22 protein-coding genes are annotated in these 21,992 nt (G+C 71.6%); 14 read left to right on the forward strand and 8 right to left on the reverse strand.

All coding sequences use genetic code 11. The features are described from left to right. Positions 1 to 18: 18 nt before the first annotated feature. Genes ACU436_RS25055 through ACU436_RS25065 form a run of 3 tightly spaced genes read left to right on the forward strand, consistent with a single transcriptional unit; the run spans position 19 to position 4,431 of the window. Positions 19 to 2,319: a transglycosylase domain-containing protein gene (locus tag ACU436_RS25055; RefSeq protein ID WP_459029284.1), complete on the forward strand. Its 2,301-nt coding sequence runs from the start codon at positions 19 to 21 to the stop codon at positions 2,317 to 2,319. Then, positions 2,316 to 3,818 (forward strand): glycosyltransferase family 87 protein, encoded by a 1,503-nt coding sequence (locus tag ACU436_RS25060; RefSeq protein ID WP_459029286.1) that lies wholly within the window; start codon positions 2,316 to 2,318, stop codon positions 3,816 to 3,818. The genes ACU436_RS25055 and ACU436_RS25060 overlap by 4 nt, the downstream gene beginning before the upstream one ends. 19 nt (positions 3,819 to 3,837) lie before the next feature. Continuing rightward, the gene (locus ACU436_RS25065) at positions 3,838 to 4,431 is read left to right on the forward strand and encodes an NUDIX hydrolase (RefSeq protein ID WP_459029288.1); all 594 of its coding nucleotides are present in this window, start codon (positions 3,838 to 3,840) and stop codon (positions 4,429 to 4,431) included. Between the two features lie 374 nt (positions 4,432 to 4,805). Here the strand turns inward: ACU436_RS25065 and ACU436_RS25070 are convergent, their stop codons facing one another. The 3 genes from ACU436_RS25070 to ACU436_RS25080 form a co-directional block, all read right to left on the reverse strand. Beyond that, on the reverse strand, positions 4,806 to 5,288 hold the full coding sequence (locus ACU436_RS25070) for a TSCPD domain-containing protein (protein ID WP_459029290.1): 483 nt from the start codon (positions 5,286 to 5,288) through the stop codon (positions 4,806 to 4,808). Positions 5,289 to 5,473: 185 nt separating this feature from the next. Beyond that, the gene (locus tag ACU436_RS25075) at positions 5,474 to 6,862 is read right to left on the reverse strand and encodes a glycosyltransferase family 87 protein (protein ID WP_459029292.1); all 1,389 of its coding nucleotides are present in this window, start codon (positions 6,860 to 6,862) and stop codon (positions 5,474 to 5,476) included. Between the two features lie 40 nt (positions 6,863 to 6,902). Further along, positions 6,903 to 7,673 (reverse strand): deoxyribonuclease IV, encoded by a 771-nt coding sequence (locus ACU436_RS25080; protein WP_459029294.1) that lies wholly within the window; start codon positions 7,671 to 7,673, stop codon positions 6,903 to 6,905. A 239-nt stretch (positions 7,674 to 7,912) separates the two neighbouring features. On the opposite strand from ACU436_RS25080, the gene rpsF reads away from it, so the two are divergent. The 5 genes from rpsF to dnaB all read left to right on the forward strand — a co-directional run bounded on the left by rpsF (position 7,913) and on the right by dnaB (position 12,472). Further along, entirely contained in the window at positions 7,913 to 8,251 is a 339-nt protein-coding gene (gene rpsF / locus ACU436_RS25085) for a 30S ribosomal protein S6 (protein ID WP_459029296.1), read from the forward strand. A 12-nt stretch (positions 8,252 to 8,263) separates the two neighbouring features. After that, complete coding sequence (locus ACU436_RS25090; RefSeq protein WP_459029298.1) at positions 8,264 to 8,788, forward strand: single-stranded DNA-binding protein; 525 nt, start codon at positions 8,264 to 8,266, stop codon at positions 8,786 to 8,788. A 35-nt stretch (positions 8,789 to 8,823) separates the two neighbouring features. Next, complete coding sequence (gene rpsR / locus ACU436_RS25095; protein WP_013678623.1) at positions 8,824 to 9,060, forward strand: 30S ribosomal protein S18; 237 nt, start codon at positions 8,824 to 8,826, stop codon at positions 9,058 to 9,060. A gap of 14 nt (positions 9,061 to 9,074) precedes the next feature. After that, entirely contained in the window at positions 9,075 to 9,524 is a 450-nt protein-coding gene (rplI, locus tag ACU436_RS25100) for a 50S ribosomal protein L9 (RefSeq protein ID WP_459029301.1), read from the forward strand. 1,541 nt (positions 9,525 to 11,065) lie between these two features. Further along, positions 11,066 to 12,472 (forward strand): replicative DNA helicase, encoded by a 1,407-nt coding sequence (dnaB, locus tag ACU436_RS25105; protein ID WP_459029634.1) that lies wholly within the window; start codon positions 11,066 to 11,068, stop codon positions 12,470 to 12,472. A gap of 19 nt (positions 12,473 to 12,491) precedes the next feature. On the opposite strand, the gene ACU436_RS25110 is transcribed toward dnaB, so the two are convergent. Beyond that, positions 12,492 to 12,878, reverse strand: a complete 387-nt coding sequence (locus tag ACU436_RS25110) for a hypothetical protein (RefSeq protein ID WP_459029303.1) — start codon at positions 12,876 to 12,878, stop codon at positions 12,492 to 12,494. Between the two features lie 101 nt (positions 12,879 to 12,979). On the opposite strand from ACU436_RS25110, the gene ACU436_RS25115 reads away from it, so the two are divergent. Beyond that, positions 12,980 to 13,414 carry a MarR family winged helix-turn-helix transcriptional regulator gene (locus ACU436_RS25115; RefSeq protein WP_459029635.1) on the forward strand — a complete coding sequence of 145 codons (435 nt, stop codon included), beginning with the start codon at positions 12,980 to 12,982 and terminating at the stop codon, positions 13,412 to 13,414. 52 nt (positions 13,415 to 13,466) lie between these two features. Here the strand turns inward: ACU436_RS25115 and ACU436_RS25120 are convergent, their stop codons facing one another. Further along, positions 13,467 to 13,766 (reverse strand): VOC family protein, encoded by a 300-nt coding sequence (locus ACU436_RS25120; protein WP_459029305.1) that lies wholly within the window; start codon positions 13,764 to 13,766, stop codon positions 13,467 to 13,469. A 383-nt stretch (positions 13,767 to 14,149) separates the two neighbouring features. Between ACU436_RS25120 and ACU436_RS25125 the strand changes: the two genes are divergently transcribed. Beyond that, the gene (locus ACU436_RS25125; protein ID WP_459029307.1) at positions 14,150 to 16,018 is read left to right on the forward strand and encodes a GTP-binding protein; all 1,869 of its coding nucleotides are present in this window, start codon (positions 14,150 to 14,152) and stop codon (positions 16,016 to 16,018) included. A gap of 6 nt (positions 16,019 to 16,024) precedes the next feature. Here ACU436_RS25125 and ACU436_RS25130 read toward each other — a convergent pair whose 3' ends face one another. Both ACU436_RS25130 and ACU436_RS25135 read right to left on the reverse strand, forming a co-directional pair. Continuing rightward, on the reverse strand, positions 16,025 to 16,669 hold the full coding sequence (locus ACU436_RS25130) for a dihydrofolate reductase family protein (protein WP_459029309.1): 645 nt from the start codon (positions 16,667 to 16,669) through the stop codon (positions 16,025 to 16,027). Between the two features lie 55 nt (positions 16,670 to 16,724). Next, complete coding sequence (locus tag ACU436_RS25135; protein WP_459029311.1) at positions 16,725 to 17,474, reverse strand: DUF1932 domain-containing protein; 750 nt, start codon at positions 17,472 to 17,474, stop codon at positions 16,725 to 16,727. Positions 17,475 to 17,543: 69 nt separating this feature from the next. Between ACU436_RS25135 and ACU436_RS25140 the strand changes: the two genes are divergently transcribed. The 4 genes from ACU436_RS25140 to ACU436_RS25155 are packed head-to-tail and all read left to right on the forward strand — an operon-like array spanning position 17,544 to position 21,073. After that, positions 17,544 to 18,494 (forward strand): DUF6282 family protein, encoded by a 951-nt coding sequence (locus ACU436_RS25140; protein WP_459029313.1) that lies wholly within the window; start codon positions 17,544 to 17,546, stop codon positions 18,492 to 18,494. Positions 18,495 to 18,499: 5 nt separating this feature from the next. Beyond that, complete coding sequence (locus tag ACU436_RS25145; RefSeq protein WP_459029636.1) at positions 18,500 to 19,255, forward strand: ABC transporter ATP-binding protein; 756 nt, start codon at positions 18,500 to 18,502, stop codon at positions 19,253 to 19,255. Further along, a complete protein-coding gene (locus ACU436_RS25150; RefSeq protein WP_459029315.1) occupies positions 19,252 to 20,076 on the forward strand; it encodes an ABC transporter permease in 825 nt (274 codons plus the stop codon). The genes ACU436_RS25145 and ACU436_RS25150 overlap by 4 nt, the downstream gene beginning before the upstream one ends. Then, on the forward strand, positions 20,069 to 21,073 hold the full coding sequence (locus ACU436_RS25155) for an ABC transporter substrate-binding protein (RefSeq protein ID WP_459029317.1): 1,005 nt from the start codon (positions 20,069 to 20,071) through the stop codon (positions 21,071 to 21,073). Before ACU436_RS25150 ends, ACU436_RS25155 begins: the two co-directional genes overlap by 8 nt. Here ACU436_RS25155 and ACU436_RS25160 read toward each other — a convergent pair. Further along, on the reverse strand, positions 21,037 to 21,933 hold the full coding sequence (locus ACU436_RS25160; RefSeq protein WP_459029319.1) for a helix-turn-helix domain-containing protein: 897 nt from the start codon (positions 21,931 to 21,933) through the stop codon (positions 21,037 to 21,039). The genes ACU436_RS25155 and ACU436_RS25160 overlap by 37 nt on opposite strands. Positions 21,934 to 21,992: the final 59 nt, after the last annotated feature.

Below are 21,992 nucleotides of genomic sequence, written 5' to 3' on the forward strand. Positions count from 1 at the left end.
GTATCGTCGAACCGTGGGGTGCCCCTGCTCACGCACGAGGACGACGACCCCACCGGCGTCGTCAGCGGCCATGGAGCGCCCACCGCGGTCTCGGAGCGAGGTCGCCGTTCGGGAGCGGCCGGGCGGGGCCGCAAGAAGAAGGTCTCGCCGTGGCGCCGGGTGCGCCGCATCTCCTACGTCGTGCTCGGGCTGCTGCTGATCGGCCCGTTCGTCGCGTTCGTCGTCGGCTGGTTCATGTTCCCGGTGCCGTCGTCGCAGGACGTGGCACTCGCGCAGGTGGCCACGTTCAAGTTCGCCAAGGGCGAGGAGCTCGCCACCGTGCGCCCCGAGGGTGAGAACCGGGTCGCCGTCACGCTCGACAAGGTCCCGAAGCACGTGCGGGACGCGGTGCTCGCGGCGGAGGACCGCTCCTTCTACTCCAACCCCGGCTTCGACTTCATGGGTATCGGCCGCGCCGTCTACGAGCAGCTCACCGGCGGTGTCGGTGGCGGCTCCACGGTCACCCAGCAGTACATCAAGGTCTCCACCGGGGAGAACGACTTCTCCCTCTGGCGCAAGTACAAGGAGATCGTCCTCGCCGTCAAGATCTCCAAGGAGAAGACGAAGGACGAGATCCTCGAGAACTACCTCAACACGATCTACTGGGGCCGGGGCGCGTCCGGCATCCAGGCGGCGGCCAAGGCGTACTTCAACAAGGACGTCGGAGACCTGACGGTGTCGGAGGGCGCCATGCTCGGTGGCATCATCCAGTCCCCGTCGCGCTGGGACCCCGCGAAGAACCCCGAGCGTTCGCAGGAGCGGTGGAACTTCGTGCTCGACGGCATGGTCGAGCAGGGATGGCTCGACAAGTCCGAGCGCGCCACGCAGACGTTCCCCGTACTCCCGGAGATCCAGGAGAAGGCCGAGGGCGGCATTCCCGGTGACGACCGGTACCACATCTACGAGCGCGCCCTCGCCGAGCTCGAGTCCAAGGGGATCACGAAGGACGTGATCGACACCCGCGGGGTCACCATCACCACCACGGTGGAACAGCCGCTCCAGGCGGAAGCCGTGGACGTCGAGAAGAAGCAGATGGCCCGGCAGCCCGACAACCTGCGCAGCGGGCTGGTCTCCATCGACCCGAAGACGGGGGCCATCCTCAGCTACTACGGCGGGACCAACGGTCTGGGCATCGACTACGCGGGCGAGGCCTTCCGCCAGCCCGGGTCGTCGTTCAAACCGTTCGTGCTGTCCGCGGCGCTGCAGCAGAACGACGGGTTCGGCCTCGGCACGCAGCTCGAAGGCACCAGCCCCAAGGAGTTCCCCGGCCGTGCGGGCGCGGTGCGCAACGTCGAAGGCGTCAGCTGCGATCTGTGCGGTGCCGAGTACGCGATGACCGAGTCGATCAACACCTGGTTCTACCAGCTGGGCATCGATGTCGGCCCGCAGAACGTCGCCGACGCGGCTCACCAGGCCGGCATCCCGGACGACCTCCTCGACAAGCCCACCGGCGGTATCGCGCTGGGCGACAAGGAGGTCCACCCCGTCGACATGGCCTCCGCCTACGCCACGTTCGCCGCCGAGGGCGTCTACCACGAGCCCTACATCGTGTCGCGCGTCGAGGCGGCCGACGGCGAGGTCCTCTTCGAGCACGAGGAGGACGCCGGGCGGCAGGTCATGCCGCAGCAGGTGGCGCGCAACGTCATCGAGGCGATGCTCCAGGTGGCCCCGAAGGACGGCTACCCCCTGGGCGGCCGGCAGGTCGCGGCGAAGACGGGCACCGCGCAGCTCGAGGGCAGCGCCAGCGACAACCGCGACGCCTGGTTCGTCGGGTTCACCCCGAGCAAGTCCACGGCCGTCTGGGTGGGCACGGACAAGAGCGACCCGATCCGCACCGCCCAGAGGCGCCCGATCTACGGCAGCGGCCTGCCCGGCCAGATGTGGCACGCGTTCATGAAGACGGCCACCGAGGACGACCCGTCGTTGCAGTTCTCCACGTTCGTGCCGATGGGCGTGCCACCCGGGAACGACTCGATCGACACGTCGGAGACGTCGTCGCCGGATGACGACGACGATGACGACGAGGACTCCGACAGCGACGAGGACCGCGACAGCGACTCGAGCAGGTCGTCCGACGACGACAGCAGCTCGTCCAACGACCGCAACTCCCGGTCGAACAACTTCAGCGACGACGGTGACAGCGGGAGCAGCGACCAGCCCACGTCGGACACCCGGGACAGCGGCTCGGCGGGCTCGCCGGGGTCGTCGGGGTCGGCCAACCGCGGGCAGTCCGACCGCTCGGCGCTCGAGAACACGTCCGACAGCGGTCCCGTCGGGTGAGCTCGCGGGTTCGGGATCCGGACCTCCCGCCCGCGCGTGTCGTCCCGACCTGGACCGAGCCGCTCGCTGCGGCCGCCAGCCGGGCGGTCGGCGGACCGCTCGGACGGCACGCCCTGGTGGGCCGCAGCCGGTTCTGGACGCCGCTGCGGGTGATCCTGCTGCTGGCGGTGGCGGTGCTCGCCGCGGGCTGGTTCGGCAAGGCACCCTGCCTGCAGCAGTACACGACCGACAACGGCACGCTCGCACTCGACTGGCGCAACAACCACCAGTACGTCGCGATGTGCTACTCCGACACCATCCCGCTCTGGGGGATCGAGGGCCTCGACCAGGGCGCCGTGCCCTACCGCGACCCGTGGGTCGAGGGCGCGGGCACCGACGACGAGCAGGTGCGGTACATGGAGTACCCGGTGCTCACCGGGTACTTCCAGTACGTCAACGCGCGGCTCGCCGATGCCTGGCTCTGGACCGCCGACGTGGTCCCGGCCCTGCCGACGGCTCTCCCCGTCGTCGTGTACTTCGACATCAGCGCCGCATGGCTCGCGCTGGCGTGGCTCGTGGCCGTGTGGGCGGTGCGCACGCTGCGGCCGAGCCGCCCGTGGGACGCGGCGCTGGTCGCGCTGTCCCCGCTGGTGGCGGTACACCTGTTCACCAACTTCGACGCGCTCGCCGTCGCCTGCGCCACCGCGGGGATGCTGGCGCTGGCCCGGCGCAGACCGCTGCTCGCCGGCCTCCTGATCGGTGTCGGCGGCGCCTTCAAGTTCTATCCGCTGATGCTGCTCCTACCCGTCCTGCTCGTCGCGCTGCGCAGGCGCCGGATCGGCATCGGCATCCGCACGATCGGCGCGGCGATCGGCGCGTTCGTCCTCATCAACGCGCCCGTGGCACTGCTGTACCCCACGGGCTGGTCGGAGTTCTTCCGGCTCAACCGCACCCGCCCGGCCGACCCCGACTCCCTCTACTTCGTCGTGCAGTACTTCACCGGCTGGTCGGGGTTCGACGGCAAGCTCGCCGACGGGGAGTCCCCCGCGGTGCTGAACGCCGTGTCGGCCGCGCTCTTCGTGATCTGCTGCGCCGCGATCTGCCTGCTCGCGCTGCGCGCACCGCAGCCGCCGCGGCTGGCCTCGCTAGCCTTCCTCGTCGTTGCGTCGTTCCTGCTGGTCAACAAGGTGTGGAGTCCGCAGTACTCGCTGTGGCTGGTGCCCTTGGCCGTGCTCGCTCTCCCGCATTGGCGGCTGCTGCTGGCGTGGATGGCGGTAGACGCCCTGGTGTGGGCTCCGCGCATGTACTACTACCTCACCCCGGCGAACAAGGGTCTGCCGCCGGACTGGTTCCTCGGCGCCGTCGTGCTCCGCGACGCGTTCGTGGCGGTGCTGTGCGTGCTGGTCGTGCGGTCGGTGCTGCGCCCGGAGACCGACCCCGTCCGGACGGGGCCGGGACGGTGGGCGGGTGCCGTCGACGCGGATCCGGAATGGCCGGCCGCGACCGGCGTCCCGCGCTGATCGCTGGCACGCTGCGGGTGTGCCCGTCTCCCGTGACCACGTCGAAGCCGCCCTGCACCGCTTCACCCGCCGGCCGCTCGACCGGCCGGACCTCAAGCCGGCGGCCGTCGGCATCAACCTCGTGGCCGGCGGTGATGCGTTCCTGCTGACGCGGCGCGCGGCCACGCTGCGCGGGCACGCCGGCCAGTGGGCGCTGCCGGGTGGGCGCACCGACTCGGGCGAGGCGCCGGGTGCCGCGGCCCGCCGCGAGCTCGCCGAGGAGCTCGGGCTCGTGCTCGACGCCGATGCCGAGCTCGGCATCCTCGACGACTACGCCACCCGCTCCGGGTACCTGATCACGCCCGTGGTGCTGTGGGCCGGAGCCGAACCGGTGCTCCGGCCCAACCCGGTCGAGGTGTCCGAGGTGTACCGCGTGCCCCTGGACGTGATCGACGTGGAGCCGCGCTTCGTCACGATCCCGGAGTCGGACGCGCCCGTGATCCAGCTGCCGATCCTCGGCCGGCTCGTGCACGCTCCCACGGCCGCCGTGCTCCACCAGTTCCGAGAGGTGGTGCTGCAGGGGCGCGCGACCCGGGTGGCGCACCTCGAGCAGCCGGTGTTCGCCTGGAGGTAGCCGCCGCCCCGGGAGCGGATCGCGCCTGCTCATCGCGGCGCCACCGGAGGTGGCTTCTCCATGATCACCTGGGCGTGGCTGCCCTTGGGTGGGCGCTGTGGCGGATGTCGGTCCGATCATGATGCGTTGATCGTTGCGAGGTCCCGCTCAGCGCCCTGCGGTTGGCGGGCGCGCGCAGCTCGGATCGATCTCGAGGCTGTGGACACGTTGCAGGCGCCTGGGATCCTGCGCGCGGATCCGTTGATCATGCCCCGGCCAGGACCGGCAGTCGGTCGGCAAGATGTTCGGCCGCGGTGGCTGTCGGGCTACGAGTCGGGTACGGCGTGCCCACGGCGTGGAGGTGCTCCTGGTCGGTGACGCTGGGTGGACCCCACCTAGACCCGCGCGGGTCGGCGCAGCGGGGTGGGTGCGTAGGTGTCGGCGGGGAGCTCGGCCTCCTCGGCGGGGGTGAGCATGTCGAGATCCTTGCGGGAGCCGACGTCCAGCCAGTCGTGGGCCAGGCGGCGGGCGAGGTAGTCGCCCACCGAGGTGGCGATCGGGATGTCCGGGTCGTCCGTCATGCCCATCGGCTCGAACCGCTGGTTGCGGAACTTCGCCACGAACACCTCCAGCGGGACACCGTGCTGCAGGCCGAGGGAGACGGCGATCGAGAGCAGCTCCATGAGCCCGGCCGTGGTGGAGCCCTCCTTGCCGAACTTGGCGAATATCTCCCCCAGCGCCCCGGCCTCGTCGGCGTTCGCGGTGACGAAGAACTTGGTGCCTGCCACCTCGAAGGAGGTGGTCGTGCCCTGCCGGGCGCGGGGCATCCGCTGCTCTGCCGAAGGGGCGGTGTCGCTGGTGCGTGCGGGAAGCGCCATGAACGGGCCGATGTCCTTTCCGATGCCACATGTAGGTGATCCACGTGACACTGCCACTAGATGTTGTGGTGCGAACCGTACCGGCGAGGGCTGACAATCCAGCGGTGAAACGCCGGACCGGCCGGCGCAAGGCGACGATCGGGTGGGCCGGAAACCGGGATCAGGCGGGTCCGAACGCCGTGGCGTCAACCGACCGACTCGGCCAGCGGCGTGCGCCGCGGCGGCGGCGTGGAGGCGAGCCGGTCGGGGACGCGCAGGAACACGACGAACAGCACGACCAGCAGCGCCGCGCGACCCCACACCCCGATGGTGACGGCCTGGGCGGCGAAGCCGTCGTAGATGCTGGACGGGAGCCCGGCGTGGATCTGGTAGTACCAGCGGAAGATGCCGATGCCCATCGCGAGGTCGGCCAGCAGGTAGGCGACCACCAGCGACCACGGCACCGCCGCCAGCACGAAGAACGGCAGGAGCCACAGCGTGTACTGCGGCGAGTGGACCTTGTGCAGCAGCAGGAAGCCGCAGAGCATCGCCGCGCTCACGCCGACCCACGGGTAGGTGCCCTCGCGGCGGTACCGCCACCAGCCCACCGCGACCGCCACCGCGAACGACAGCAGCACGAGGGTGGGCGAGAGCCAGCTCATCGTGGACTGGAAGGCGACGTTGTCCGGGTCGGACTCCGGGCGGAACCCCCAGAACCAGATCGAGTTGGTGGTGAAGTCGACCTTGCGCAGCTGCTGGAACGTGAACGACGCCCGCCAACCCTCGTAGCCGGCGAGCATGAACGGCACGTTCACCAGCACCACGGTGACGGCCGCCGCGAGCGGCACGCGGGCGGCTCCCCACCAGTCCAGCCGGCCGGGCCGCGACGCCGCGAGGACGTACCCGGCGAGCGGCAGCACGAACGCGCCCGGGTAGAGCTTGAACGCGAACCCCAGCCCGAGCAGCACGGCCGCCACGGTGCCGCGCTGCGCGAGGGTGCGGTCGGTGCGCCAGCCGTGCACCGCGAACACCGCGGCGACGGCGCAGGCCACCACCGGGAGATCCCAGTTGTGGAACGCGTAGAGCACCAGCGGCGGCCCCAGCGCCCACACCAGCGCCCGCCACCGCGCGAGGCGGCCGAGCAGCCATCCGGTGACGAGCCCGAACGGCGCCATCAGCAGCGCGGACCCGAGGAGGAAGCCGGCGTCGGTGTGGGCGTACAGGGCGCCCGCCCAGATCAGCAGCCCGGTGAGCACCGGGTACTCGACGGATCCGCCGCGGAGCTGACCGTCCGGGGTGATGGACCCGTGGACGTACGGGAAGCGGTGCTGGTCGATGTCCCGGCCGATCCACAGGTGCTGGATGTCGGAGTAGCAGACGTCGCGCTCGATGCGAACGCCGTAGTCGGGGGTGCTGCGGCCGTTGTCGTCGAACTCCGGACCGGTGCAGCGGGCCTTGTTCGCGTAGCCGAGCAGCAGGGTGAGGCCGGTGAGCAGCACGAGCACAGCCAGTACGACACGGCCCGTGCGAAGGTGCGGGTGCACGACGGGTGTCACCTGCTCGCCCGGGACGGTGCCCACGGCGGCGCCGGTCACGGGCCGGACCCGCTGCCGGCGGCCGCCACCGCAACCGGTGTCACGATCCGAGCCGCTCACGGAGGAACGCGATGTCGGCCGCCTGGCCGGCTGCCGGTGTCTCGACCACGACCGGTGCGCCCGCCGCGGCACACACGGCGACCAGCGCATCCGGGTCGATCGTGCCGTCGGCGATGTTGGCGTGGCGATCCCGCGACGAGCCGAACTCGTCACGCGAGTTGTTCAGGTGGACGAGGTCGATGCGGCCGGTGATGGCCTTGGCGCGGGCGACGACGTCGACGAGGTCGACCCCGGCGGAGAACGCGTGGCAGGTGTCGAGGCAGAAACCGACCCCGAACTCGCCGACCGCGTCCCACAGGCGCGCCAGGTCCTCGAACCGGCGGGCCATCGCGTTCTCCCCGCCCGCGGTGTTCTCGATGAAGATCGGGACCGCGAAGCCACCGTCGGCCATCTGCCGCTCGATGAACTTGCGCCAGTTCTCGAAGCCCTTCGTGGCGTCCTCGCCCTGCGTGACGTGCCCGCCGTGGACGACGAGGCCGATCGCCCCGACCTCGGCGGCGAGCTCGGCGTGCTGCACCACGATCTTCCGCGACGGGATGCGGATGCGGTTGTTCAGCGAGGCCAGGTTGACGGGGTACGGGGAGTGGACGACGACCGTGAGGTCGCTCGCCCTGAGCTCGGCGGCCTGCGGGTGGCTCGGCGGCTTCTTCCAGCTCTGCGGGTCGGCGAGGAACAGCTGCACGATGTCGGCGCCGCGTTCCGCCGCCGAGACGAGCGGGTCGTCCTCGCGCGCGTGTGCCCCGATGAGCATGCGAGCCAGAGTAGTGACCATCCCCGACAGCGGCGCCATGGGTGCGTGTGCGATCGGGAACGCCGGTCCCGCGCGCGGGCCGCGGCGTTCGCGCTGGTAGCCTCGATGCGTCGCCCCGACCGGTGCTCGCCGAGCGCCGTGCACGCCGCCGATGGCGGCGATCCTGTCGGGGCCTGATGAGAACCTCCTGTCGCGGAAGGACCGCGGCCGTTCCAGTCCATAGGAGGTGAGTGGTTCTCATGCGTCATTACGAGTTGATGGTCATCCTCGACCCCAGCCTGGACGAGCGCACTGTGACGCCGTCCCTGGAGACCTTCCTCAACGTCGTTCGCACCGACAAGGGGACAGTCGAGAAGATCGAGGTCTGGGGCAAGCGTCGCCTCTCGTACGAGATCGCGAAGCACGCCGAGGGCATCTACGCGGTCCTCGAGGTCACCTGCGAGCCGGCCACCGTCGCCGAGCTCGACCGGCAGCTGGGCCTGAACGAGTCGGTGCTGCGCACCAAGGTCATGCGCCGCGAGCCGAAGAAGGTCGTCGCCGAGCCGAAGCGGGCTCCCGCGCCCGCCACCGCGGGCTGAGGGCCGGGCACGATGGCCGGCGAGACCGTCATCACGGTGATCGGCAACCTCACCGCCGACCCCGAGCTGCGCTTCACCCCGTCCGGGGCCGCGGTCGCCAACTTCACGGTGGCCTCCACACCGCGCACCTTCGACCGCCAGTCCGGCGAGTGGAAGGACGGCGACGCGCTGTTCCTGCGCTGCAACGTGTGGCGGCAGGCGGCGGAGAACGTCGCCGAGTCGCTGACCCGCGGCATGCGGGTGATGGTGCAGGGGCGCCTCCGGCAGCGGTCCTTCGAGACCCGCGAGGGCGAGAAGCGCACCGTCGTCGAGCTCGAGGTCGACGAGGTCGGCCCGTCGCTCCGCTACGCCACGGCCAAGGTCAACAAGGTCAGCCGGGGCGGCGGTAGCGGCGGCTACGGCGGCGGTAGCGGCGGCGGCAGTGGTGGCGGCGGCGGTGGCGGCGGGTACGGCGGCGGTGCTCCCGCCGACGACCCGTGGGGATCCGCGCCGCCAGCCGGCAGCGGTCCGGCCGCCGACGACGAGCCCCCCTTCTGACCCCCAGCCTCTAGCAACAACCAGGAGAACCACCCATGGCCAAGCCCGTCCTGCGCAAGCCGAAGAAGAAGGTGTGCGCGTTCTGCAAGGACAAGGCCCAGGAGATCGACTACAAGGACACCGGCCTGCTGCGGAAGTTCATCTCCGACCGCGGCAAGATCCGGGCCCGCCGGGTCACCGGCAACTGCCGTCAGCACCAGCGTGACGTGGCGGTCGCGGTCAAGAACTCCCGCGAGGTCGCGCTGCTGCCCTACACCTCGACCGCGCGCTGAGGAGGAGTACCGGTATGAAGCTCATCCTCACCACCGACGTGCCCAACCTGGGTGCGCCGGGTGACATCGTCGAGGTCAAGGACGGCTACGGCCGCAACCTGCTGCTGCCCCGCAAGCTGGCCGTCGTGGCCACGAGGGGCGCCGAGAAGCAGGTGGCCGCCATCCAGCGCGCCCAGCGCGCCCGCCAGATCCGCGACCTCGGCCACGCCAAGGAGGTCGCCGGCGAGCTCGGCGCGCTCAGCGTCACGGTCAAGGCCAAGGCGGCGGGTGACTCCGGTCGCCTGTTCGGTTCGGTCACGTCCTCCGACGTCGTCGACGCCGTTCGCGCGGCAGGCGGCCCGGCGCTCGACCGGCGCGCCGTCGACCTGCCGGGGCAGATCAAGGCCGTCGGCACCCACAAGGTCACCGTGCGCCTGCACCCGGAGGTCACCACCGAGCTGGACGTGGACGTCGTCGCGAGCTGATCGGCTGTCCAGCACGACCACGAGCGAGCCATGCCCGCGCTGCGGGCACGGCTCGCTCGTCTTCGCCCGGCCGGTCCCGCCTCCCGTCGACGGGGGGGAGGAAGAGGCCGCTGTGGCAGCCATGATCGATCTGACCAGCACCACCCCGCTGCCGCGGCCGCGCTGAGGTACTGCTCGCGGCGCGTGATCGGTTCGAGCAGCACGCCAGCGCGACGGCCACGACCGTGGTGTACAGCTCGCCGCGGCCGTGATCGACGAGTGCGGTCACCGGACCGCACAGGGAGGGTGTTGCCGATTCGCCCGCCGCCGGCCGATGTTCGTCGATCAACGTGAGAAGGTCGTCAGTCGATCTTCGATCGCCACCATCGGCCCTTGGTCAGCGCCGTCGGGACTTCGGGACCCGTATGTGAGCGTCATGATCGGCGGGATCGGGACATGGGCTGCATGGGTGCGGTTCATGTCCCGATCCTGCTGATCACGGCCACTACGGGGGCCGCTTCGAGCGGGTGGGCGATCACCTGGGGGTCCGCTGCGGTGGGCGCGCCGTACCCGGCCGGCCGCTGCCTGCCTCGCCTCGTGTCGGCGGCCTCGCGCGCGTTCGGCCCGGTTCGTCGATCCCGGCGCCTGGGGTGGTTGGCTGGGTTGGGTGGACTACCGGGTCCTGGGGTTGCGTTGACGGCCGTCCCCGGTTGTCCGGCACGCCGGTTCTCGACGAGACCGTTCCTGCTGAGTGCGCGCGGACTATCCGGTGGTCCCATCCCCACACGCTCCACGGGCTCAGCGAGAGTCCCGGTGCGTCCTCACTGCGGAACCGCCCCCGACTCGTCCACCGGCTCGGCATCGAGCTACTGCGGCCCGGGCAACTCGAACGCGAGGCCCCGCGACAGCACCCAGCTCTAGGCGGTCGGTCGATGCGGCGATTCGGCACCACCGGACAGTGGCGGGGCACTCGGCAGTGACGGTCTCGTCCACGGGCGGGTGATCAAACCTCATCCCGGCCCCGGTGTCGCCGCTCATCTCACTACTCACCGTGAACACCGCGGAGGTCCCGCTCCGAGATCGAGCTTCCGCCTCGTTCACATTCCTGCCCCCTCGCGAGCGGATGTCGCGCCACCCGTCCAGGTGGCGCGCCGGAAAGTGACGCCGACGTCGCCGAGTGATCGGCTGAACGCGGTGAGTGGACGATCTCGGCGGTGGCGCGACACGCCGAGCGGGCCGCGTCCGGCGTGTCGCGAAGAAAGTTGTCCACACCTTCCAGTAGGTCGTTGACCTGCTGATATGGGGTTCGGCGGGGAGTTGTCCCCATGTAGTCCACAGGTGGGACCCTAGGTGTTCCCCGGTCGGCACCCATCCGTCCCCAGTCGGTCCACAGCCTCGTGCGCGAGCCGGTTTGGTGGTGTCGGGGTGGGCCCTTAACCTCCCTCCCGGGGTGCGAGGACTCGGCCCGGTCGACAGTTCCCGTTTTCCGGGGCGCCATCCGGATGTCGTCGGGCAGATCGAACCTTTGTTCGATACAATGGCGGCAGGGGGTGACGCTGCGTATGGCTCTGGCCGACGACCGTCCGGCGGGGAGGCCGCGTTCGGTCCGCCCAGCCGGCGACGGGGGCGACGCGAACGGCGGCGCGTTCGACCGCCAGCCACCGCAGGACCTCACGGCGGAGCAGTCGGTGCTCGGCGGCATGCTCCTGTCCAAGGACGCCATCGCCGACGTCGTCGAGATCCTGCGGCCCGACGACTTCTACCGGCCGAACCACCAGACCGTCTACGACTGCATCCTCGACCTGTACGGCCGTGGTGAGCCCGCCGATGCGGTCACCGTGTCCGCGGAGCTGCAGCGCCGCGGTGAGCTGATCCGCCTCGGTGGCGCGCCGTACCTGCACACGCTGATCGCCACGGTGCCCACCGCAGCCAACGCGGCCTACTACGCCGAGATCGTCGCGGAGAAGGCGATCCTGCGCCGGCTGGTCGAGGCCGGCACGCGCATCGTGCAGCTGGGCTACCACGGCGCCGACGGGGCCGAGGTCAACGACGTCGTCGACCGTGCGCAGGCCGCCATCTACGAGGTCACCGACCGCAGCACCAGCGAGGACTTCGTCCCGCTCGAGGAGCTGCTGCAGCCCACGATGGACGAGATCGACGCCATCGCCTCCCGCGGCGGCGTGGCGCTCGGCGTTCCCACCGGCTTCGCGGACCTCGACGCCGTCACCAACGGCCTGCACGCGGGGCAGATGATCGTCGTGGCGGCGCGCCCGGGGCTCGGGAAGAGCACTCTGGGCTTGGACTTCGCCAGGTCGTGCTCGGTCAAGCACGGCCTCACGAGCGTCGTGTTCTCCCTGGAGATGAGCAAGTCCGAGATCGTCATGCGCCTGCTGTCGGCCGAGGCGCGGATCCGGCTGGCCGACATGCGCGCCGGCCGGATGAGCGACGACGACTGGACGCGCATGGCGCGGCGCATGAGCGAGATCAGCGAGGCGCCGCTGTTCGTCGACGACTCGCCCAACCTCACCCTGATGGAGATCCGCGCGAAGGCGCGGCGGCTCAAGCAGCGCCACGACCTCAAGCTGATCATTCTCGACTACCTGCAGCTGATGACGTCCGGGCGCAAGGTCGAGTCCCGGCAGCAGGAGGTTTCGGAGTTCTCCCGGCAGATCAAGCTCCTGGCGAAGGAGCTGGAGGTGCCGGTGGTGGCGATGAGCCAGCTCAACCGTGGCCCGGAGCAGCGCACCGACAAGCGTCCACAGCTCTCCGACCTGCGCGAGTCCGGGTCGATCGAGCAGGACGCCGACATGGTCATCCTCCTGCACCGCCCCGACGCGTTCGAGCGCGACGACCCCCGGGCCGGCGAGGCCGACCTGATCCTGGCCAAGCACCGCAACGGCCCCACGAGCACCATCACGGTGGCCCACCAGCTGCACTACAGCCGCTTCTCCGACCTGGCCCACGGCTGACCGGGCGGTCGAGGACGTCCTACGTCAGCACGACCTCGCCGCCCACGCCGCTGCGTCCCGCGGGCGTTCCCACCAGCTCCACGGTCGTGCCGGCGCGGACCCGCTCGCCGAACACCGCGACCAGCGCCTCCGTCACGCCCGTGACCAGGCGGGCCACGATGTCGTCCGCGTCCGGGCGCGCGAACGCGGCGTCCTTGATGCCGAACGTGACGCGGGGTGCGGGCGCGACGGCCGGCCGGCCGCCGATCCCCCACCGGCCTGGTGCGAGCCCGACGAGCTGTACGACCGCGATCTCCCGCGCCCACTCGCCGTAGACGCCGACGACGGCGTCCGTGAGCGCCGAGATCAGGTCGGATTCCCGCCCGGCCAGTTCGGGCTCGCTGGCGTACACGATCAGATGGGGCATACCGTCCTCCAGAGCAACCGAGAAACCTTTGGTTTCAAAGCTACTGACGAGAGCAGGGCGTGTCCACACCTGAAGCTGCGGACGGCGCGGTGCGCGAGCTCATGCTCGTGTTCCCACGACTGGTCGGGCGGGTCAAGAAGATGCCACCGCCGGAGGCGCTGCGGTCGCTGGAGCTGACGCCGCGCCACCTGTCGCTGCTGTCGATGTTGCTCCTCGACGGCCCGCTCACCGTCTCCGAACTGGCCGAACGGCTCAGCGTCGCGCCGACCACGGTGAGCCTGCTCGTCAGCGAGCTGAGCGGCAAGGGGGCCCTGCGCCGCCGCGCCGATCCCGGCGACCGGCGGCGGCGGATCGTCGATCTGGACGACGACGTCCGCCCGGCAGTCACCCGGTGGCTCGCCCCCGGCGCGCGGGCGTGGCGAGAGGCGCTCGGCCCGCTGACGCCGGCTGAACGCAGCGTCGTGGTCGACACCCTGCTCGCCTACGAGGCCGCCGTCACGAGGGCGCTCGGCGAGGACCTGACCGATTCGGGGTAGGTCCCCGAAGGCGCGCGCTCCCGGCACCGGTCCGATCTCGATGTCGCGCGGATCAGTCCAGCTCGCCGAGGTAGAAGCGGGTGCCCTGGTCATCGGCGCAGGACGACGTGGTGCCGTAGGGCTGCCGTTCCGGCTCGGTGGCGGTGCCGCCGGCCGCGTGGACTCCGCTCACGGCCGCCGCGATGTCGTCCACCGCGTACATCGGCACCACGGTCGGCTGCGCGTGCCCACCGTGCAACCCGACCATCGGGGACATCTCGTCGACCTGCCAGCCGTCCTCGTGGCTACCAGGGCTGAAGCTCCAGCCGAACACGCTGCCGAAGAAGGCGCGGGCGCGGGCGGAGTCGACCACTTCGAAGGTGAGGTATGCCAGTCGATCCTGCGTCGCCGGTCCACCCTGGTAGATCCCGAAGGGGAATCCCTGGTCGTCCGTGCAGTTCGCGGACCGTCCGTGTCCGGCGTCGGCGGGTTCCTCGACTCGACCACCGGCCGATCGGATCCGCCGGGCGCACGCGTCGACGTCGTCGACACCATGGCTCAGGAACTGGGTGTCGGGCCTCCGCGCAGGCCCACCTCTCAGCCGGGCGTCCGCGCCGAATTCGGTTGCCCGACCGGTAGGGCCTCGACACCATCACCCGGTCCGAACGACCGGCGGCAGGAGCCCTTCGATGCGCGAACTCCTCGGAACACCCCAGCGTCCCCATCGCTTCGCGGTAATCGAGGACTTCGTCGCCCATGCCCGACCCGCACACCCTGAACATCGGCATCCTCGCTCACGTCGACGCCGGTAAGACCAGCCTCACCGAGCGCCTCCTCTACGACACCGGCGCCATCGCCCGTCTCGGCAGCGTCGACGGCGGCGACACCCAGACCGACACCGGCGCCATCGAGCGGCAGCGCGGCATCACCGTCCGCTCGGCGGTGGCGGCGTTCACGGTCGGCGCCACCCAGGTCAACCTCATCGACACGCCGGGTCACCCGGACTTCATCGCGGAGGTCGAGCGCGCGCTCGGCGTGCTCGACGGGGTGGTGCTCGTGCTGTCCGCCGTCGAGGGCGTGCAGGCGCAGACGCGCGTGTTGATGCGCACCGTCCGCGACATGCGGCTGCCTGCGCTGCTCTTCGCCAACAAGATCGACCGGAGTGGCGCTCGTCACGAGGAGCTGCTCGCCGAGGTCAGGCGCACGGTCGCGCCGAATGTCATCAGGATGACGAGAATCCGTGACCTGGGGGCGCGGGCGGCCGCGGTCGTCGCCGAGTCCCTCGACGACCCGGAGCTCACCGAGGCGCTCGCGGAGACCGACGACCGCGTGCTCGCCCGGGTCGTGGACGGCCCGCCGCTCACGGCGGCCGAGGTGGCGGACGCGCTCGCCGCCGGCACCGCGGCCGGGCGGGTCCACCCGTTCTACGCGGGATCGGCGCTCAGCGGGGCCGGCATCGCGGCGCTCCTCGACGGGATCGTGCGGCTGCTCCCGCCCGCACCGGCAGTGGCGGCCGCGGAACCGCGGGGCACCGTATTCGCCGTCGAGCGCGCGCCGTCCGGTCAGAAGGTCGCCTACCTGCGCCTTCTCGCCGGCGAGATACGCCCGCGGCAGCGCGTCGTCATCCGCAGGGGTGGCGAGGAGATCTTCCGGCAGGTGACCTCCCTCCGGGTGGTCGGTCGCAACGGCACCGGCCGGCTGGTGGCGGGAGACATCGGCCGGGTCGGCGGGCTGGATCCGAAGGTGGGCGACCGGCTCGGCTCCGCGGGCGGCGACGAGGACGGTCCGCGCTTCGCCCGCCCGACCCTGCGCACGGCCGTGCGTCCCCGCGACCCGGCCGATGCCGGTCGGCTGCACACGGCGCTCACGAGCCTGGCGGACGAGGACCCGCTGATCCATGCGCGGGTCGTGCCGGGCGGAGCCACCGAGGTGCTGCTGTACGGCGAGGTGCAGAAGGAGGTGATCGCGGAGCGGCTCGCCGTCGAGTACGGCGTCGAAGCCGGCTTCGCGCCGAGCCGGATCGTCTGCGTCGAGCGCCCGGTCGGGGTGGGTGTGGCCGCCGAGGAGTTCGGCAGGCGCGGGCCCGCGCTGGGCCGCTTCTGGGCGACGGTCGGGCTGCGCGTCGAGCCCGCGCCGCGCGACAGCGGCGTGACGTTCCGGTACGAGACCGAGCTCGGTGCGCTCCCGCGGGCGTTCCACACCGCGATCGAGGAGACCGTGCACCTCGCCAGTGGGCGGGGACCGCGCGGGTGGGCGGTGACCGACTGCCGGGTCACGCTCGTCCGGTCGGGCTTCGAGGCCCCCGTGAGCGTGGCCGCCGACTTCCGGGGTCTGACGGCGTCGGTGCTGGCCCAGGCCCTGGAGCGGGCCGGCACGCAGGTGTACGAGCCGTACCACGCGTTCGAGCTGGAGATCCCCGCGGACGTGCTGAGCGAGGTCGCCCCGCGGATCACGGCGCTCGGGGCGCGCATCGAGGCGACGGCGGGCGATGCCACCCGCTGGCGGCTCACCGGCACCGTTCCGGTCCGCGGGCTGGACGCGGTGCAGCGCAGCCTGCCCGGTCTCGCCCGCGGGGAGGCGGTGTGGTGGACCCGCCCCGCGGCGGACCGACCGGTCGCCCGCTGAGCGGGGTCACCTCCGCCAGAGGAGGTGGTGGGTCACGCCGCTCGGGCTGGGCACGACCTCGAGGTGGAACCGGTCGAGCAGCTCGTCGGGTGACTCCCAGAGCTGTACCCCGGATCCGAGCTCCACCGGCGAGACCGCCACGTGCATGGTGTCGACGAGGTCGGCGTCGAGGAACTCCCGGATGGTGGTGGCCCCGCCACCGAGCCGGACGTCCTCGCCCTGCGCCGCCTCCCGCGCCTGCTCGAGCACCGTGGCCGGCTCGCCGTCGACGAAGTGGAACGTGGTGTCGGAGAGGGTGAACGACGGGCGCAGGTGGTGGGTCAGTACGAACACCGGGGTGTGGAACGGGGGCTCGTCACCCCACCAGCCGAGCCAGTCGTGGTCGAGCCATGGCCCGCGCTGCGGGCCGAACTTGTTGCGGCCCATGATCTCGGCGCCGATGTTGTGGGTGAAGTCCCGCGTGAAGTAGTCGTCGAGGCCGCGGCTCCCGCCCGGGTCGGTGCGGTTGGGCCAGCTCGCCGTGGCGCCGGCCCAAGCGATCAACTTGCCCGGGTCGGCGTGGCCGAACGGCCTCTCGAGGCTCTGGTGCTCGCCGGCACCGAACCCGTCACGCGAGACGGTGAAGTTCTGAACCCTCAGAAGCTGAGTCATGTGAAGGGGTCGGAACCGCCTCCGGACTTTTGCCGGCCGGAACTGGTGACGGCCGTCACAGCCGGGCCAGGTGATCGCGGGCCGCGCCCGCCACGTCGGCGGGTACGCCGAGCTCGGCCAGCATCTCGGCCGCCGCCGCCATCTCCGACGTACGTCGCACCGCGTGCCGGTGGGAGCCGCTGACCAGCCGCTCCACGGTGGCGGCGTCCGCGCGGGTCAGCTCGTCCTCGATGATCCCCCGGAGCCAGTCCTCGCACCCGGCGGCCCGGGCCGCGGTCAGGGCCTCGACCACGGAGGCCGCCATCCCCTTGAAGAACACGCTGCGCAGCAGCTTGCGCTCGGCCGCGAGCCCCGCCGGGCCGTCCATCACCTCGACCGAGGCGCCGAACGGGTTCAGGATCTCGGCCACCCGTGCCGCGGCGCCGCCGGTGGTGAGCATCGGCACCCGCAACCCGGGGCCCGGAACGGGCGCCATGATGGCCACATCGGCGAAGGGCAGCCCACGCTCCGTCGCGATCCCGTCGAGCCTGCGCTTCGTCCCCGGGGATGCGGTGTTGAGGTCGGCCCACATCCGGGCGGTGCCGAGGCCGGCGTTCAGCGCGTCGACGGCGGCCGAAGCGCTGTTCACGCTCAGCACGAGGTCGGCGCCGTCGGCGGCCTCGGCCTCCGATCCGGTGTCGAGCACGCCATCCGGGGCGGGGACGGCGGGGTCGTAGCCCCGCACCACGGCGCCCGCGACGAGCAGGTCGCGGGCCAGTGCGCCACCGGCCTCCCCGAGGCCGAGTACGGCGATCGTTGCGGTCATGTGCCTCCTCTGGTCTTGTGTGTCCATAATTGTTGACAATCTAGGCGAGGAATGCAGCAGAGGAGCTCCATGACCGACCACCCCGTGCCATCGGACCGGGCGCGCGAGCTCGTCCGCGGCGCCTACGACGTGCACATCCACGTCGCCCCCGACGTGATGCGGCGGCGGATCGACGACGTCACCCTGGCCGAGCGGTTCGCGGCCGTCGGCATGGCGGGCTTCGTCCTCAAGTCGCACTACGCGCCCACCGCGGAGCGCGCCGAGGTCGTCCGGCGGGCGCATCCCGGCATCGACGCGCTCGGTGCCATCACGCTCAACGCGTCCGTCGGCGGGCTCAACCCGATCGCGGTCGAGATCGCGGGCCGGGGCGGCGCCCGGTTCGTCTGGCTGCCCACGGTCGACAGCGCCAACCAGCGTGCCTGCCAGGCCGAGGAACCCGAGGGCGCGAAACCGCCGATGTGGGCCCAGTTGCAGGCCGACCTCGCCGCGGCGGGCATGGCCGCCGACCCGGTGGACGTGCTCGACGCCGAGGGCAAGGTCCTGGAACGCACGCGGCAGATGCTGCGGCTCGTCGCCAAGCACGGTATGACGCTCGCCACGGGGCACCTGCACCAGGACGAGTCGGCCGCGGTGATCGACGCCGCGCTCGGCGAAGGGGTGCGCCGCATCGTCGTGACGCACCCGGAGTTCACGTCGCAGCGGATCGGGGTGCAGCGGCAGCGCGCGCTCGCGGAGAAGGGCGCCTTGCTGGAACGCTGTTACACAACCCCGTACACGGGCAAGGTGTCCTGGGACGTGTGGCTGGGGAACATCCGCGAGGTCGGGCCGCGGCACTCGGTGATCTCGAGCGACCTGGGCCAGCCGTTCAACCCGCCGGTGGAGGACGGGCTCGCGCTGGCCGCCGACCGCCTGCTCGACGCCGGGTTCACCGACGCCGAGGTGCGGCTCATGACCGTGCACAACAGCCGGTGGCTGGCCGGGGCCGACCCGCTGCCCGACGCGCCCGGGGACCCGCGTTGACAGCGGTGCTGGCCGCGGACGCGGTGACCAAGCGGTTCGCCAAGGACGACGAGGCGATCGTGGCCCTGCGCGAGCTCAGCGTGGACATCGCCGAGGGCAGCTTCGTCACGATCCTGGGGCGCAGCGGCTGCGGCAAGTCGACGCTGCTCAACATGCTCGCCGGCCTCACCCCGCCGAGCGCGGGCGAGGTCCGGTACCGGGACCGCAGGCTGTCCGGGCCGGACACGCAGATCGGGTACCTCACCCAGCACGACACGCTGATGCCGTGGCGCGACGTCCTGCGCAACGTCGAGATGCCGTTGGAGATCCGCGGGGTCGACGGCGCGCAGCGGCGGAGCGTCGCCACCGACCTCGTGCAGCGGGTCGGCCTCGGCGGGTTCGAGAAGCACTACCCGCGCGAGCTGTCGGGAGGCATGCGGCGGCGGGCGAGCCTCGCGCGCCTGCTCGCCGGCAGCCCCGAGACGCTGCTGATGGATGAGCCGTTCGGCGCCCTCGACGCGCAGCTGCGCACGGAGCTGCAGCTGGAGCTGCTGCGGCTGTGGCAGGGCAGCGGCCAGACCGTGGTGTTCGTGACCCATGACATCGAGGAGGCGCTGCTGCTCGGCGACCGGGTCGTGGTGCTCGGCCGGGTCGGCCGGATCCTGCTCGACCGCGATATCGGGCTGGCCCGCCCCCGCTCGGCCGACGACCTGCGGGTCGACCCGGAGTTCGTGGCGCTGCACAGGGAACTGTCCACGGCGCTCAAGGAGGAGCAGCCATGACGGTCGCGGTCGACGCGGGACCGGTGCGGGTCGGGCTCGAGCGAACGTGGTGGCAGCGGCACGGCACGACCACCGTCGTGTGGTCCACCCGGATCGCCCTGCTCGCCGTGGTGCTCGTGCTGTGGGAGATCGCGGCCGACCGGTGGATCGACAGCACGTTCATCAGCAGGCCGAGCGACATCGTCGGACGGCTCGTCGAGTGGAGCGCCGACGGCACGCTGTGGACGAACACGTGGATCACCGTTCAGGAGATCGTCTACGGGTTCCTCCTCGGCGCGGTGGCCGGGGCGCTCGCCGGGTTCGTGCTGGCGTCGATGAGCCTGGTGTACCGCGTGCTCGACCCCTTCGTGATGGCGCTGTACTCGATCCCGAAGGTCGCGCTCGCCCCGCTGTTCATCGTGTGGTTCGGCATCGGCATGCACATGAAGGTGCTGCTCGCCGCCGTGACGGTGTTCTTCCTGGTGTTCATCAACACCGCCGCAGGCGTGCGCGAGGTGGACCGCGGGTTGATCGACGCCGTGCGCCTCATGGGTGGCACCCGCCGCGACATCGCCCTCAAGGTGGTGCTGCCGGCGTCCATGACCGGGGTGCTGACCGGGCTGAAGGTGTCCATCCCGTACGCGCTGATCGGCGCGGTGATCGGCGAGCTCGTGGCGTCCAACCGCGGGCTCGGCTACCTCATAAACGACGCCGCGGCGCAGTTCGACACCGCGGGCGTGTTCGCGACGCTCGTGGTGCTCAGCGTGATCGCGAGCGTCCTGAACGTCTTCGTCGGGCTGACCGGGCGCCGGGTCAACCGGTGGAAGCCGACCGATGACTGACCGCAGGACGGTCCTGAAAGGGCTCGCGGCCACCCCGCTGCTGCTGGCCGGGTGCGCCACGCGTTACTCGACCACCCCGCCGGGCGTCCTCAACGTCGGCCAGATCAGCAACTCGGTGGCGTTCTTCCCGCTGTTCGTCGCGGAGCACAAGGGCTACTTCGCGGCCGAGGGCGTGCGGCTCGGCGAGCGACCCCGGCTGGGCACCGGCGCGAAGGTGGCGGCCGCCCTGAAGGGCGGCAGCATCGACCTCGGGGCCGGCGTCATCACCGACGCCTTCAACCTGGCCAAGATCGACGACGGGACGCGGATCGTGACGAGCCTCGTCACGGAGTACTACGTCGACATCGTCGTGCCGCCGTCGTTCGAGGAGCCCGCCACCCTCGAGGACAAGATCGCGGCACTCGTCGGGAAGCGGATCGGGATCACCGGGCCGGGAAGCGGCACCGAGGCGCTCGTCAACTACCTGTTCACCAGCACCGGCCGCAACGCCGCGGTCGACGCGACGCTGGTGAACCTGGGCGGCGCCGCGACCGCCGCGATCGGTGCGCTCCAGGCGGACCGGGTCGACGCGCTGGCGTTCTTCCAGCCGATCGCCCAGCAGGCGGAGGCCGCGAACGTCGGCCGGACGTTCATCTCCCCCGTCCGCGGCGACGTGCCCTCGTTGCGCGGCGCGCTGCACGGCGTGGTGTTCAGCACGCGGAAGCTGCTGGACCGCAAGCCCGCCGAGCTCGCGGCGTTCAACCGGGCGATCGCCAGTGCCCTGGCCGACATCCACGGCGACACCGGGCAGGTGCGCGACCTCCTGGGCCAGTACCTCGAGAAGACCGACGCGGCCGCCCTCGACGCGCTCGTGCCCATCCTGGGGCGGGAGATCCCGCAGACGCCCCGGCTCGAACGCAGCCCGTACGACACGGCACGGACGTTCCACCTGGACAGCGGCCTGGTGAAGAAGGCGCCGACCTACGAGGAGGTGCTGGTCGACCAGCCGGCGGCCTGATGCGCCCGGTGGGCGGCCCTCGTGACGGGTGGGCCCTGGCCGGGCCATGCGACGTCGTCCACGGCCAGGAACAGCTCACCGGCCAGGACGGCGGGCGTGACCCCGCTGAACCCCCGGACGTCCCGGTGGAGGTGGGACTGGTCGAAGTAGCCGGATTCGGCGGCGGCGCGGGCGGGGCCGAGACCGGCGGCCAGTCGATGGGCCGCGTCGTGGAAGCGGACCAGCTTCGCGGCGCGGTTCGGGGGGATCCCGATCTGGGACCGGAACCGGGACCACAGGCGCTTGCGGCTCCAGCCGATCTCGGCGGCCAGGTCCTCGACCCGGATCTGCCCTCCGCTCCGGACGATCCGATCCCACGCCCTGGCCACCTCGGGGTGCACGCTCCGCCCGGTGTCGCAGCGCCGGGCGAGCAGGTCGTCGGCCAGCGTGAACCGCTCCTGCCACGAGCGGGCCAGGCCCAGGCGCTCCTGGATCCGTGCGGCGTCCCGGCCCCAGAGGTCGTCGAGGGCGACCACGGCGCCCCCGAGATCGGCGGGGCAGGTGCCCAGCAGGGAGTACGCGGTGATCGGGGACAGGCGTACCTGCACGGCTTCGATACCCCGGCCGCGCGCCCACACGTCGCCGAACGCCAGCCCGGCGATGAAACTGCCCCGCCGGCGGCCGGTCGTGTCGTCGACGTTCAACGTTCCGGGGCTGAGATCGACCGCGAGCGTCACCGCCGGATGCGGGATCACCCGCATGTCGAGCGGCCCCGGGCCCCGATCGCGGAACCCGGCCATGGTGACGCCCGGCAACCGGCTCGGCCGTGCCGGAGGCACCACCTCCAGGACGCCGTCCCGGCCGAACGCGCTGGACCGCACGACCCGATGCTACGAGCCGCGGGACCGCGGCGACATTCGTCCAATACCCGCCGGCCGGG

Source organism: Pseudonocardia wallangbongensis (assembly GCF_054486945.1).